General features: G+C 48.7%; 14 protein-coding genes. 11 read left to right on the top strand and 3 right to left on the bottom strand.

What is annotated here, in order from left to right; translation table 11 throughout:
* Positions 1–43: 43 nt before the first annotated feature.
* A complete protein-coding gene (locus JNC77_RS08510) occupies positions 44–1,393 on the top strand; it encodes an amidase (protein WP_374831447.1) in 1,350 nt (449 codons plus the stop codon).
* A gap of 16 nt (positions 1,394–1,409) precedes the next feature.
* Here the strand turns inward: JNC77_RS08510 and JNC77_RS08505 are convergent, their stop codons facing one another.
* Positions 1,410–2,108 (bottom strand): GntR family transcriptional regulator, encoded by a 699-nt coding sequence (locus JNC77_RS08505; protein WP_374831445.1) that lies wholly within the window; start codon positions 2,106–2,108, stop codon positions 1,410–1,412.
* A 109-nt stretch (positions 2,109–2,217) separates the two neighbouring features.
* Positions 2,218–2,904 carry a DUF2848 domain-containing protein gene (locus tag JNC77_RS08500; RefSeq protein ID WP_374831443.1) on the bottom strand — a complete coding sequence of 229 codons (687 nt, stop codon included), beginning with the start codon at positions 2,902–2,904 and terminating at the stop codon, positions 2,218–2,220.
* Positions 2,905–3,270: 366 nt separating this feature from the next.
* Here JNC77_RS08500 and JNC77_RS08495 point away from each other — a divergent pair, with 366 nt between their 5' ends.
* The 6 genes from JNC77_RS08495 to JNC77_RS08470 all read left to right on the top strand — a co-directional run bounded on the left by JNC77_RS08495 (position 3,271) and on the right by JNC77_RS08470 (position 8,542).
* Positions 3,271–4,515, top strand: a complete 1,245-nt coding sequence (locus JNC77_RS08495) for an ABC transporter substrate-binding protein (protein WP_374831441.1) — start codon at positions 3,271–3,273, stop codon at positions 4,513–4,515.
* 84 nt (positions 4,516–4,599) lie between these two features.
* A complete protein-coding gene (locus JNC77_RS08490; RefSeq protein WP_374831439.1) occupies positions 4,600–5,499 on the top strand; it encodes a branched-chain amino acid ABC transporter permease in 900 nt (299 codons plus the stop codon).
* A gap of 3 nt (positions 5,500–5,502) precedes the next feature.
* Positions 5,503–6,435, top strand: a complete 933-nt coding sequence (locus tag JNC77_RS08485) for a branched-chain amino acid ABC transporter permease (protein WP_374831437.1) — start codon at positions 5,503–5,505, stop codon at positions 6,433–6,435.
* Entirely contained in the window at positions 6,432–7,175 is a 744-nt protein-coding gene (locus tag JNC77_RS08480; RefSeq protein ID WP_374831435.1) for an ABC transporter ATP-binding protein, read from the top strand. The genes JNC77_RS08485 and JNC77_RS08480 overlap by 4 nt, the downstream gene beginning before the upstream one ends.
* Complete coding sequence (locus JNC77_RS08475; protein ID WP_374831433.1) at positions 7,175–7,849, top strand: ABC transporter ATP-binding protein; 675 nt, start codon at positions 7,175–7,177, stop codon at positions 7,847–7,849. Before JNC77_RS08480 ends, JNC77_RS08475 begins: the two co-directional genes overlap by 1 nt.
* 162 nt (positions 7,850–8,011) lie before the next feature.
* The gene (locus tag JNC77_RS08470; RefSeq protein WP_374831431.1) at positions 8,012–8,542 is read left to right on the top strand and encodes a MarR family winged helix-turn-helix transcriptional regulator; all 531 of its coding nucleotides are present in this window, start codon (positions 8,012–8,014) and stop codon (positions 8,540–8,542) included.
* Between the two features lie 57 nt (positions 8,543–8,599).
* Here JNC77_RS08470 and JNC77_RS08465 read toward each other — a convergent pair whose 3' ends face one another.
* Positions 8,600–9,412, bottom strand: coding sequence for a hypothetical protein (locus tag JNC77_RS08465; RefSeq protein ID WP_374831429.1), 813 nt, complete (start codon positions 9,410–9,412; stop codon positions 8,600–8,602).
* 459 nt (positions 9,413–9,871) lie between these two features.
* On the opposite strand from JNC77_RS08465, the gene JNC77_RS08460 reads away from it, so the two are divergent.
* The 4 genes from JNC77_RS08460 to JNC77_RS08445 are packed head-to-tail and all read left to right on the top strand — an operon-like array spanning position 9,872 to position 14,571.
* Entirely contained in the window at positions 9,872–10,084 is a 213-nt protein-coding gene (locus JNC77_RS08460) for a YtcA family lipoprotein (protein ID WP_374831427.1), read from the top strand.
* A gap of 2 nt (positions 10,085–10,086) precedes the next feature.
* Positions 10,087–11,139 carry a multidrug transporter subunit MdtN gene (gene mdtN, locus JNC77_RS08455; protein ID WP_374831425.1) on the top strand — a complete coding sequence of 351 codons (1,053 nt, stop codon included), beginning with the start codon at positions 10,087–10,089 and terminating at the stop codon, positions 11,137–11,139.
* Positions 11,123–13,027, top strand: a complete 1,905-nt coding sequence (locus JNC77_RS08450; RefSeq protein ID WP_374831423.1) for an FUSC family protein — start codon at positions 11,123–11,125, stop codon at positions 13,025–13,027. Before mdtN ends, JNC77_RS08450 begins: the two co-directional genes overlap by 17 nt.
* Positions 13,024–14,571 (top strand): TolC family protein, encoded by a 1,548-nt coding sequence (locus JNC77_RS08445; protein ID WP_374831421.1) that lies wholly within the window; start codon positions 13,024–13,026, stop codon positions 14,569–14,571. The genes JNC77_RS08450 and JNC77_RS08445 overlap by 4 nt, the downstream gene beginning before the upstream one ends.
* The last annotated feature ends 1 nt before the right edge of the window (position 14,572 follow it).

The raw sequence follows: 14,572 nt of genomic DNA, 5'->3' as shown, positions 1-14,572 counted from the left end.
CACTGCAATAAACATATGTTCACTGCGGGGAGAGTTATTAAAAATGCGCGCAACTTTATCACAATTAGCCTCTGATCTGGAAAATGGTGTCACTACATCTGTCCAATTGACTGAAGCCTGTCTTGCCCGCATTTCAGACCCACAGGGTGAAGGTGCACGCGCCTTCATCAAAGTTGACGCGAAAAAAGCGCGCGCTGCTGCTGCTACGGCCGATCAATTACGCGCGGCCGGTTTGCATGCTTCCCCTTTTGCAGGAATACCTTTGGCGGTTAAAGACCTCTTTGATCTCAAAGGGGAGCCAACACCGGCGGGTTCCAAAGTGCTGGCCGATGCTGCGCCTGCACAAAAAGATGCAGCTGCAATTGCACGGCTGAAAGCTGCCGGTTTTATTATTATCGGTCGGAATAATATGACCGAATTTGCTTTTTCCGGCGTTGGCATCAACCCGCATTATGGCACACCGGCCAATCCGTATGAGCGCCATAAAAAGCGCATTCCGGGCGGTTCGTCTTCCGGTGCTGCTGTTGCTGTTGTTGATGAAATGGCAGCCGCTGCTATCGGTTCGGATACCGGCGGTTCTTGCCGTATTCCGGCGGCACTTTGTGGCCTGACAGGCTATAAGCCAACCGCTTCAAGCGTTCCCTCACAAGGCGCTTTGCCGCTTTCCACTACGCTGGATTCCATTGGTCCCTTGGCCAATAGTGTTGAATGTTGCGCTATTTTGCACAAGCTGATGAGCGGCAGCGAAAATGAGGCGCTGATTGACCTTGATGTGAAAGGCTTGCGCATTGGCGTGCCGCAAAGTGTCGTCTTTGACGGCATCGAGCCATATGTTGCTACTGTTTTTGAAAAAGCTTTAGAAAAGCTGGGCCTTGCTGGCGCGCATATCATCCCGATTGAGCTGAAGGCTTTCCATATTTTGGCTGAGATTAATGGCAAAGGCGGTTTTCCGGCACCTGAAGCCTATACATGGCACAAAGACTTATTGGCGGAACATGGCGATCTCTACGATCAACGCGTTCGTGCACGCCTGATGCGCGCACATGAACAAACTGCTTCGGATTATATTGAAATTCTCCAGATGCGTCGCGATTACATTGACCAAGTGATACACGAGATCACACCATTCGACGTGATTGCGATGCCGACCGTGCCAATGATCGCACCGGAAATTTCGGCACTTGATGATGGTGATGCTTTCACCAAAGCCAATTTGGCACTTTTACGCAATCCTACATTGATCAATATGCTGGATGGCTGCTCCATTTCGCTGCCGGTGCATGAGGCGGATAATGCACCAGTCGGCCTGATGCTTTCAGCCGGAAACGGTCAGGATAACTGGTTGTTGTCCGTTGCCCGTGCCGTTGAAGCACAATTGCGCCAGCTCCAATAAAACAAAGATGGAGGGGTTAAAACTGGCGGGTGATATTTTCCCTAAATGCTTCGATATGGTCGCGGATCGCCTGTTCGGCCGCATCCTCATCATGGGCTTTAATCCCTTCAATCACTGCTGCATGTTGTTCACAAACGCGCACATGATGCTCGTTTGAACGCAGCGAAATAAACCACAAACGCGTGGACCGGTCGTGCAGATTGCCCATAATATCGGGTAAAATCGTATTGCGGGATGTCGCGGATAACAGTCCGTGAAACTCACGATCCAAATTCATCATCGCTTCAATATTGCGCGATTTGGCCGCCTTCCACATATCATTCAGATTGGTTTCAAGCTTTTTAATGTCAGGCGCATCGGCAAGTTTTGCCACCTGACGCACGCAATAGGCTTCATTAATCAAACGCACATCGATGATATCGAAAATCTCGTGCAAGCTGATAGGTGTCACCATGATGCCTTTGCGCGGAATGACATCAATCAGCCCTTCGCTGGCAAGACGGTCAATCGCCTGATGCACTGGCGTGCGGCCAATATTGAGCTCATCGCTTAAAAGCCCTTCGCTCAACACCTCGCCTGGCTTCAGATTACAAGTAATAATACGGTGCTTAATCGCTTGATAGGCGACTTCCCGAAGTGAAACTACGGGGTCTTTGCGTCTGCGCTTGGGTGCAGATGCAGTTTTTGTGGTTTTATCTGATATATCCGTAGTCATGTCTTGATCTCTGCTATTTTGCCCGAACGCAAAGCTTTGGCTTAAAGGTGACAAGCAATATTCTTTGCTTGTCACTGTCGGTTGAACAGCTGATTCTGGCCAGCTTTTATTATCCCAGCACAGGAAGTGTTAACACATCATAGCTGAAGCTGATTTTACGTTTTAAAACAGGATCTTCCAACTCCCCTTCAAAACGTGTGGCAGCACGGATGCCGCCGATTGCAGGCATGGTACCGCCAAGCATGGCAGTGCCATCAGCAAGTTTACCGGCATCGCTATAACCCGCGATCAGATCAAGCGGTGCCAAAAGCCCGGAAATCGAGCCTTCCTGATAAAGAACGCGCTCACCATCAATGGTGGCAAAGCTGCGCAAAATCATCTCGTCCCAATGGTCTTTGACTTCGTCAAAAGGCCAGACGGTAGAAGCCACCGGCTTGTCGCACATTTGCTTTGAAACGGTCACACCATAGGTTTCCACCTCGCGTTCGGTATGGTCGGATGCAAGCCCCACATAGAGTTTACCATGATGGGCAAAGATCACAGATTCGACCTCACCACTGCCCGCAGTACCGGTATCTTCAATTATCGGAGCCGTTGTTAAGCGCGCGGCAGCCACACGATAATAGGTGGGCGTGGAAGCAGGACGAGCAACACCGAGCTCTTCCAGCTCTTTGATATGCTCTTCCATAGCTTGCTTGTTGCGGCCTGCCCAGCCCGCAATGATTAAATTTTTAACTTCAATTTCAATGTCTTGGCGTCCATCTTGGCTGACAACAGCCATTTGAAGCATTGTCATTTGTTCTCGACTCCCCCCTGCTTGTGCTGATCGAATTTTCCGGTCGCAGGAAATGGTATGAATGAATAAAACTAACGTCAGTGATATTTCACTGTAGTTTTATCTTGCATATCACAGACATTTAAGCAATCATGAAAACCACATACCGGCATGCTCTGGGTAGGATGAGGGCGCCGGCAATGTTTGATGGGAGGATCAGCTCATGATCGGGAAAAAGCATGACCTATCGTGGTGGTTTCGATCCGGCCGCGCAATTTGCAAGTTGCCAGACGGATTATATCCGCTCTGGATAAACCACTAGGGGGTCAAATGTTTAAGATTAATCTTGTGCGATCTGCACTTACCGCGCTTGCTATGGCGTCTGTCATGGCAACAGCTGCGTATGCGCAGGAAAAGCCCGCATCCGTTGGTGTCGGTGTTTTCAGTTTCACATCCGGCGCAACTGCAGCCTACGGCATGCCGGGCCGCAATGCTGCCGAGCTGATGATCGAACGCATCAATGCAAAAGGCGGTTTTGGCGGTGTTCCGCTCAAAGCCACCTATGTAGATGAAGGTCAAGGCACCGAAGGCGTGATTGCAGAATTTCGCAAACTTGCGGGCGATCAGGCCAATCAGGTGATGATCGCAGCCCTTTCCAGCGGCAATTGCATGGCTTTGGCACCTGTTACCGATCAGATGAAAATCCCGACCATCGGCTGGAATTGCGATACGCATCAGCTGTATTTAAAAGATAAACATCCGTTCTTCTTCCGTCCCAACGGCAATACCGTTCCGGAGTTTGTCGCCTATGCGGCCTATCTGATTGCAGCAAAGCCTGACGTTAAACGCATTGCCATCATCAATCCGGATTATTCCTTCGGCCATGATGCAGCGGCCATTTTCACAGCTGCCATGAAGGCATTCAAACCAGATGTTGAAGTGGTTGCAGAGCTGTTTCCAAAACTTGGCTCCGGCACTTTCCAGACCGAAATTTCCCGCCTCACTGCCGCCAAACCGGATGTGATCTTCTCCAATCTTTGGGGTGGCGATCTGGACAATTTCGTGCGCCAAGCATCACCGCGTGGTCTTTTCAAATCCAGCCAAGTGGTGCTGGCACTGGGTGAATCATCCCTCCAAAACGTCAATATTCCTGAAGGTGTCATCATCGGCGTGCTGGGTGACGGCTGGTGGAACTCACCGGATGCTGCTGCAAATGCTGAAACCGTTGAATTTGCCAAAGCCTATAAAGAAAAATTCGGCTCATGGCCTGTTTTCCCTGCCATTAAAATGGCAAACAGCTTCATCTATGTTCAAAAAGCTTATGAACGTGCGATGGAAGCCAATGGCGGCCAATGGCCAAGCCGTGAAGAAGTGGCACAAGCGATGAAAAACAGCGAAGTCACTACCCTTACCGGCACCATGCAAACCCGTGAAGACAATGACGGTGTTGTTGATCAGATAGTCGGTATCACCGCCAAATCTGCCGATAATAATGTGCCGGTCATTGCTGAATTGGTACGCTATAAAGGCAGCGATCTGATGCCGCCTGTCGGTCAAGATCCGATTGCTTGGATCAGCACTTTAGCGGCCGACTTGCCTGCCAAATTACCACAACCCGGTTCTTATAAATAATGATCACGTCTTTCATGCGGGCTTAAAAACCAGCCCGCATGAAACCGGCGCATTTTGTTTGCGCAACGTGTGGGATCTTTAAAAATGTTAGAAACACTTATACCGCTGCTTGTTGACGGTTTGGCCAACGCTGCCCTTATCTTTTTTGTGGCAGTTGGTCTGACGCTTGTTTTCAGTGTTCTGCGGGTTTTAAATGTGGCGCATGGCAGTTTTTACTCCATTGGCGCTTATACCGCTGCATCGCTAAGCCTCTGGATTATCAGCATTGGCCTGCCATCATGGCTGACCTTTGTGGCGCTGTTTCTCAGTGCTGCACTTGTGGCCGCGATCTTCGGCCCCGTCATCGAGCGCACTTTTATCCGCTGGACATATGGTAAATCCGAGGCTGTTCAGATCCTTGTCACTTTTGGCCTCTTTCTCATTCTGGAAGATTTGCAGCGTATCGTTTTCGGCGTGAATTCTTACTATGAAGATACGCCCGTGCAGCTGCTCGGCAGCATTGAAATTGGCAATGTCGTTTATCTCAATTATCAGCTTTTGCTGATTGCTTTGGCAGTGCTGCTTATTTTCGGCCTTCGCATTTTCATTGGCCACACCCGTATCGGCCGCCTGATTGCAGCCGTTGTGGCAGACCGCGAAATTGCACAGGCGCTTGGCATCAACACCAACCGTGTCTTCATTATTGCATTTAGTCTTGGTGTCTTTTTGGCAGCGCTCGGCGGTGCCCTGACCACCCCGCAAGCCGGTGTCTCACCGGGCTTAGGTGCAGATTCCATGGTGCTTGCTTTTGCCGTTGTTGCAATTGGTGGTTTGGGCAAAATTGAAGGTGCCGCAGTTGCAGCCGTCATTGTCGCATTGGCAAAAGTATTCGCCATTTATTATGCGCCGGAACTCGATGCCGTTGCTCCTTATCTCGTGATGCTCCTTGTACTTTTGGTTCGGCCTTACGGTTTGTTCGGCTCCTCTTCGACAAGAAAGATCTGATCCATGCGTATTTTGCTCGCAGGCGCCGCAGCCATAATCGCGCTTGTCATTGCCGCTTTAATGTTCCCGTGGCTTGAATTCATTTTAACCCTCGCCATCGCCAAAGGCTTGGCCGCCCTCGGCGTTGCCATTTTGCTGCGTGGCGGCTTGATCTCGCTCGGTCATGCCATGTTCTTTGCGGTTGGTGCCTATGCAACGGCATTTTTAGCCAGAGATTACGGCATTACCGACTTCTTCGGCCTACTGATTATTTCTGGCCTCGTCTCCATTCTGGCAGGACTTTTAATCGGCGCTTTCATTGTGCGTTATCGCGCTATCTTCTTCGCCATGCTTAATCTGGCAATCTCGATGGTGTTTTATTCGCTCTTGTCGAAGTTTTATGGTTTTACCGGCGGCACAGACGGTTTGCGCGTAGCAGCACCTACCGTTTTTGGCACTTTGATGGAAAAATCACAGTTTGAAAACTTCCTGTTTTACGCTTCCATCGTCATAATGATTATCGTTGGTATTGGTGTACATGCCTATCTGAAAAGTCCGCTCGGTGAAGCTCTCTCTGCCGTCCACACTAATGAAATTCGCCTTGAATATTTAGGTGTGCCGGTGCGTGGCGTGCTGCTGGTGGCCTATACGGTCTCAGCGTTTCTGGCTGGCATTGGCGGTTCGCTTGCCGCAATGACTATCGGTCATGTTCTCCCCGATATGGCTTACTGGACAAATTCAGGCCATCTGGTGCTGGTTGCCGTTCTTGGTGGTGTTGGTGGCGTTGCCGGCCCTATTGTTGGTGCGGTTTTCCTTGAAATCGTTCACACATTGGCCGCAGGCTTTACCGATGCATGGAACATGATTGTCGGGGCCACATTGCTTGGCGTGATCTTTTTCCTGCCAAAAGGATTGATCGGCCTTGTTAAATCCAAGCATAAAGGAGAAACCGCATGAGCGTTCTTCTCAAAGCTGAAAATCTGCACATCGCTTTTGGTGGTGTAAAGGCCGCCAATGGCGTTAATCTTCACATCAATGAAGGTGAATTTCTGGCGATTATCGGCGCAAATGGTTCAGGTAAAACAACATTCCTTAATCTCTGCACCGGTTATATCCGCCCAGTCGAAGGTGAAGTTTACCTTGACGGACAACCGATCACCAAATTGCCGCCACGGACTATCGCACGCAAAGGTATTGCGCGCGCATTCCAGATCCCGCAACTCTTTCTCGATCAACGGGTACTGGATAATCTGATGTTGGCAATCGCCTCGCGTGAAGGCCTTTGGCAACCGCTTAAAGCACTTGATCGCAAAGAGTATCGCGAAGAAGCCATGGAGCTTTTGAGCATGTTTAATCTCGCTGATTGCGCGACAGATATGGCTTCCACCCTGCCGGAAGGTCGCCGTAAGCTTGTCGATATTGCGATGGCGATGGCCTTGAAACCACGCCTTGTTTTGCTGGATGAACCAACAAGCGGTGTGAGTGCTATCGAACGTTTCCAATTGATGGAAACATTGATGCATGCGCTGCGCCAAGCCAAAGTGTCGGCTCTGTTTGTTGAGCATGACATGGATGTAGTGGAACGTTATGCCGACCGCGTTGTGGTGTGGGAAGCAGGTAAAGTGATGGTGGAAGGCAAGCCGGAAACCGTCTTTAAAGATGAGCGTGTAATCCAGAATGTGATCGGAGTTGCATGATGCTGACCGTTTCTTCCATCAATGTTTCTCTGGCGGGTGCGCTTATTTTACGTGATGTCAGTTTTGAACTGAAATCGGGCGCCACAACTGTTCTGATCGGGCGCAATGGTGCCGGTAAAACAACCTTATTGCGCGCAATCATGGGGCTGATCCCGACTGAAAAAGGCTCGATTGCTTTAAGCGGCACCGAGCTCTTGCCGCTCCCCTCTTTTGCACGTGCCCCGCTCGGCATCGGCTACGCGCCAGAGGATCGCAGGCTCATTCCTGAATTTTCTGTCGAAGACAATATCGTTCTGCCGGGGCTGGCAATCAAACTTTCCCAAAGCGAAATCCGTAAGAGACTTGAAAAAGTCTACGGTCTTTTGCCGGAATTGCAGGTGATGCGCGATCGTCCGGGCAATGGTGTTTCCGGTGGTCAGGGCAAGATGGTGGCGCTTGGGCGTGCACTGATGGTGGCCGAGAAAGTGTTGATGCTCGACGAACCTTTTCAAGGGCTTGCTCCGGCACTGGCACTGGAATATGCCCGCACCCTTGGCAAGTTACGCGAAAACATGCGCGATCTGACCCTGTTGATTACGGAATCAAGCCCTAATCTTCTCAAAGCGATTGCCGATGTTACCTTGCTGATCGAGCGCGGTGCAGTGACAGTCCAAGATCAGGAAACAAGAGCATAAAAAGCCAATACATACCGCACCTTCAAACGGCGCTACTTGTATTCAGCAAGCTGCGCCATTTCCTGTGCTGTTAAATCAATCAGTTAATCACGGTTTCGAAAGTTTCTCCTGTTGATTTAGCTAACCAACAAAGCTAATTTGACGCCAAACAGGAGCGTGCAAATGGCATTGACCGTCAACAGACCCGAATTATTACATGACGGCAAAGATGAAAATTTTCGCCAGACAATCCATGACGCATTGGGTTTCAGTGTTCGTTTGCTCGAAATCCGCAATGGCTTTGCCGAAAGCATCAGCCTGACCGGTCCGGCTTTTTCCATTCTGATTGCGATTGACCATCTAACCAAACAGGATGATATCGGCATTTCCCATGTCAGCGAGCATTTGCATCAATCCGGCGCTTTTGTAACATTGGAAGTGGCAAAACTGGTCAAAAAAGGGCTGATCATTAAAGTACCGAACCGGCATGATCGTCGCCGTGTCAGCCTGTCGGTCACCCAAAAAGCAACTGATCTGCTTGCAAAGCTGGCAGCCACACAGCGACCAGTTAATGATGCTATTTTTTCAAAACTGGATGCGGATCAATGCGCGAGTTTTGCCGATATCATCAAAAAACTGCTGATCGGCACTGATGAAGGTCTGGCACTGTTAAACTATTTCAACGAACGCCGACGCAACCAAGCCGCAGAATAGAAAAAAAGCTTTGCAAATTTCACATCTGCAAAGCTTATAACTATAGTGTTCCAATCCTTAGAAACGATAGGTCATACCTACGACAGGCCCTTTCAGGGTCGTATCAAAAGTATGGCCTTTATCACTATAATTAACACGCAAATATTTATAACCGACCGATGTCGAAAGATGCTTAGTGAACGTATAATTCAGTGTCGCCAAGCCCTGCCATGTTTCCTTGGAACCGACATTGAAACCTCCGCCATCACCTTGCAATTGCAATGACAAAGAAGGCGTAAAGTTAATAAAAGCTCTGAAACCGATGATCGGATCAACCCAGCTAAAGCTCTCATTATGGGATTCCGAGAAATTATTATACCGAATGGTCACATCATTCGAGATGTGCCAGATACGCAAGCCACCCAACAGATCAAGCGACCATGTTTCATCATTATAGACGCGGTAACCACCTTTTAAAGTTGCAGTAAACTGTGCTGAATCTACTTGCGCACTCAAACCTTGTACAGGCCCGATAACCGGCAATTTACTGATATTTTCTATATCAGTGGTATTGATATACATCAGATCACCGGCGAAAATAAAATCTTCATAACGGCCTCTGACATCAAGAAAGCCACCGAAATTCAAATCTTTGACAATATCTTTAAAGCTTTTTTCAACCTCAATGCTTGGCGCACGCTTGAAAGGCGAAATATTGCCTTTGATACCAGAAGCCCAGAGATAAGGTGTGACTAGTAAAGACCAGTCTGGTGCGATTTGATGATCAATATCCGCTGCTGGCTGATTATCGATAAAGATAGCATCCGCCGCAAAAGCATTTGCGCTAAAAACGGTTGTCAGCACAGCAGCTGCAAGGAATTTCTTGTGCATTTAGTCTCTCTCAAATCATCCGTTGTTTTTCTATAGTAAATTCTTGTTATTTATGGAACTGCATTTGGATGCGATTATTGTGAACAGAAATTTTTATAGATGGTACGATGACTATTAATGCAGAAAAGACAATTGGCAACCGACAAAAATAATAGTCATCCTGACAGCTTGATAAAATAAAGAAAATCATCTTAATTGATGTTTTCTTATCAACATATCCAGTTTTTATTCCAATGAAAACTGGGTCAACCCGCGCCAATGTTCCTTAAATAAGGCAATGATTGTTTTGTCTGTTAAGCCTGTTGTGAAATTCTTATGTAGAGTTTGACATCCGTCGAGCTTTAAGGATGGACTTTGTTTGAAATAATTGGAATAAAGTTTGTATATGCAAAGGCTTTGATCTGAAGCTTTTGCATGAAACTTTTGCCTGATCAAACATAATAATTGCTGAAAGCGAACATGATGGTGCATAGCCCGACATTCTATATGGTAGGTGCATTTTTCCCCACCTGGATGATATGTTTGGCCGGAGCGATCGCAATTGTGCTTATTATACGAATGATCTTTATCCGCACCGGACTTGAAGAGTTGCTCACATTTCGTCTGATAACTTACACCGCCATGGTTGTGGCGATTGCATTTGCTCTCGCATTTCTGATTTACGGTCATTGAAAATGGAAACAAACAGTTACGTTAAAAAACCAATCAACGCTGTCGGCCTGATCATATTTCTTCTGGCTGTGGCGGCAGCGGTTTTGATGACCTGGTTTTATTTGCGCAAATCGCAAGAAAATCCTTATTCGGATGATGCTGTCATCAGTGCTAATCTTGTCAATATCGCGTCCACGATGCCCGGACGCATTATCGAAATCAATGTAACTGAAAATCAGCGCGTCAAAAAAGGCGATTTATTATTTACTCTTGATCCCAAACCATTAACTTTACTTCTTGAGCAAACGGCCGCAGATCTGCAAATAGCAGAAGCGACATTGGATACGCAGCGCCGCGCCTTGAAGGCGGAAACCCAAAATGCACTGATTGCCGACAACCAAGTGGTGCGTGCCCGCACCAATCTGGAACTGGCCGAGAAAAGCCTTAAACGTCTGGAAGCGCTCAGCCCCAAAGGTTATGTGACCAAACAACAAGTTGATGACGCCACAACGCTGCGTAATGATGCCCGCATCAGCCTGACCCAAGCCGTACAGCAGGCAGATGCCGCCAATGCGCTTGTAGGGAATATGGATAGTACCGAGGCTTTGGTGCGCGCCCGTCAGGCAGCTTTTGCCCTTGCCCAGCACAATTTGGATAACAGCAAAACCTATGCCCCGCATGACGGTCTAGTGGTCGGCCTGATCAATGCAAGTGGTCAAATCGTCATTTCCGGTCAATCGCTTTTCACACTGATCGACACAACGCAATGGTATGCCTCTGCTTCGTTCCCTGAAACAGAGCTTGATCGTATCCGCATCGGTGATTGTGCCAGTGTGCGCATTCTTGCCAACAATAATCTCGTTGTGAAAGGCAAAATCGAGAGCATCGGTTGGGGTGTCAGCTCGGAAGATATGATCAATATCCCACGCAATCTGCCCTTTATTCCCAAAAATCTGAACTGGGTGCGCATTGCCCAGCGTTTTCCGGTACGGATAAAACTAATTGATCCGCCTGCAGAATTAACCCGCGTCGGTGCGTCCGCAGTTGTGACAGTGCATAATGGCAACGCGTGCTGAAACCTCGCTGACAACAGCGATTAAACAAACTTTAGCGGATCTCGCTCCGTTTCCCGGACGCGCCGCCACCACATGGCGCGTGGCCTGTGTTTGCGCGCTCGTTAGCGGCGTCGCCATGTTGTTTCACATTCCCGAAGCAGCAATCTCCGTTTATCTGGTTATCTTTTTGATGAAACCAGATGGTGCAGAAAATACTATTGTTGCAACAGCCGCAGTAATCGCGATTACCATTCTCGTCATTTTGATGATACCGCTTTTACAGGCAACCGTTGAATCCGCCTTGGTGCGTATTCTGGTTATGATTATCTCTTCTTTTATTTTTATTTATATTGGTGCTGCCAGCAAACTGGGCGAAGGCGGCAGCATCGTCGGATTGATTATTGCTTTTATCCTGACGCTGATCAGTATGGTGCCGATCAATGGCGTGATTTCGATGGCATTGCGCTATGCATGGGAAATGTCAATTTTGCCGATGTTTTGCATTGCCGGCTTCAGCCTGTTTTTCGGCCAGTGGAGTGTGAGTTTATTACGTCAGCAATTACGTGAACGCCTGATGCTGGCTCAACAATTGCTCGCTGGCAAAAACGGTGATGCACAAGAAAAATATGCCAAGTTTCTGGCTGAAGGGAATGAGGATTCCGAGAAAAAATTATTATTGACGAAGATTCTGCACCAGACATCAAAAAGTAAATCAGCACAAATCGCTATAGATATTCCCGCTTCTTATCAGCTGGTTTATGCCTCCGCAGCGCTTGCGCAAGAAGGCAATAAAGCCGAGTGTTTGCACTATGCCGACCAAGTCACCACGATCATAGAAGGATTAGACCAAGACAAACCCTTAACGGCAGACACCCAAAATGATCAAGTGACATCAAAAGGCTCGGTTATTCAGCAAGCTATCAATGCCATCACCGGAAATAAAAATCCAAATTACAGCAAAAGCGACAATGACGGCTTTTTCAAAACTGATGCTTTCACCAATCCGGTTTATCAACAATTTGCACTGAAAACCACGCTGGCTGCCATTGCATGCTATATGTTTTACTCCGCCCTCAACTGGAACGGTATCCATACCGCCATGGTGACATGTTATGTCGCCTCACTTGGCACCGCCGGTGATACAGTACACAAGCTTGCACTTCGCATCAGCGGCTGTCTGGTCGGTGCATTTTTAGGCGCTGTCTCCATCATCTATCTGCTGCCGCAAATGGAAACAGTCGGCGGATTGATGGTGCTGGTTTTTATCGTCTGCTGGATAGCGGCCTGGGTCGCCGCGGGCAGTGAAAAAATTTCTTATGCGGGGGTGCAAATCGGCCTGGCTTTCACCCTCAGTGTCTTACAAGGGTTCGGTCCGACAACCGATCTTGACACCGCCCGTGACCGTGTCATCGGTATTTTGGTCGGTAATTTTGCAGTTTATCTGGTTTCCGTATTTTTATGGCCAAAAACAGTGAGCCAAACAGCACGCGACAACCTCGTCAAAGCCACCGGAAAATTAGCAGATTTGGCGCTCGTTTCTCCAACTCAACGTCAACAACATATCGCTCAGATTGCTCAAATCGAGAATATTTTAGCTGATGTTCGTTATAGCTATTATCTTTTACCCTTTGAACCGCATCATTTGCGTCCCGCGCAAAAAGTTGCTGAAGTTGGCATGCATTATACGGATGGACTTTCGACGCTTGCTCAGGCCATATATTTTACAGATACAACCATGCCGGAAGTGGCCAGTCGTTTGCACCGATTGGCAAATCACCTCCAAAACTATAATTTGAAACCTGCACCAAACCCGACCCCACCGGCAGAGACCGTTGGTCACTATCAAAATGCACATATAGCGGCACAACTCGCCGATTTAGAAATTTTAGTAACAGGCAGCAGTATATGACCGGCAGACGTTTTTCAGCTTTTCCATTTTTGCCGGTTTGTGCATTACTGATGCTTGGAGGCTGCGCTACTGATGCGTTGGAACTGGCACCAAGCGCGCCGGATAAGCCATGGGTTGCAGCCGACAAAGATAAAACTGCAAAGGAAGGCGGAACAACATCATCCGGAGCGGCCGATTTCGGCATCGCTGCCAAACCGGAGATGGCGCTGATCAATACGCCGGTTGAAGTGGATAATCGCCGCGTTTACGATCTGCCGGCTCTGATTGATCTGGCACAGCGGAGTAATCCGACCACGCGCAACGCATGGGAACACGCCAGACAGGCAGCCCTTGCTGTCGGCATGTCGGAAGCCGTCATGCTGCCAATGATTTCCGCCAATGTGATCGGCGGCTATCAGAAATCCAAACGGCCTGTCGATGTGCCGATTATCGGTGACAATGATATCAATACGACGGTTAAAGGTGTCGTGCCGGCACTGGCATTGAAATGGCTGGTTTTTGATTTTGGTCAGCGTGCTGCTTTGAGCGAGGCCGCGCGTGAAATGTCCTTTGCTGCCAATGTTACCTTTAACGCCTTGCATCAAAAGGTGATTTTTGATGTCACGCGCCGTTATTACGAGCATTCGGCGGCTGTTACCGGACATCAAATTGCGCAACAAACTTTGCGCAATTCAAAAGCAGTTCTTGCAGCCGTGCAGGCAAAACTTGATGAAGGGCGCGCCACAACGGTTGAACTGGCGCTTGCCCGTCAGCAGGTGGCACAAGCAGAATTACGCATCGTGCGTGCCAGCGGACAACAACAAAACACCTATCAGATCCTGCTTGCAGGCATGGGTGTGAATGCAACGCTTGATCTTAAAATTAAAGGCGCGCTTGACCGTAAAATTCCAAACCGCTTTGATGGTGTGACGCAAGATGTCATCGTGGCAGCGTTGGCGCGCCGACCGGATATTCAGGCAGGCTATGCCGCCATGCAAGCAAGTCAGGCAGGGATTAAAGTGGCGAAAGCCGAATTTTTGCCAAAGGTCTTTATCGCCGCCACCTTGTCCAAGCCGTCGGGTGATTTCAACATAGGCGCGCTGCCGGATCTCAACAGCCAGTCGTCGTCAAAAGGTGTGATTGTCGGCGCATCCATGCCGATTTTCGATGGTGGTTTGCGCGCAGCCCAACTTAAAAATGCTCAAAGCGTTGCCAATGTTGCATCCGAAACATTCCGCAAAATGCAGCTTGATGCGGTGGCCGAAATAGTCATGGCTTCCAATGCGTTGAAAACAGCGCTCGCGGCCAACTCTGCCGCCAATACCCTTGTACAAACATCAAATATTGCATTTGACGCTTCATTGGAGGCTTATAAGAACGGCCTCGGCACCATTACTGTCGTCAATGAAACCAATAATGCGCTGCTGGATGCACGACTTGCGCAGGCAGATGCAAAAGCGGCGGCTTTGATCGCCGCCGCCAATCTTGGCTTTTTTGCCGGTGCGCTTACTTCATCCGATCAGGCCAACAATCTTTCGCACTTGCCCGGTGTGACTTCACGCTGAG

The organism is Paenochrobactrum pullorum, assembly GCF_041929845.1.
Lineage (GTDB): Bacteria > Pseudomonadota > Alphaproteobacteria > Rhizobiales > Rhizobiaceae > Paenochrobactrum > Paenochrobactrum pullorum.
Note: the sequence above shows the minus strand (reverse complement) of the source record. Positions and strands in the feature narration are given on the sequence as shown.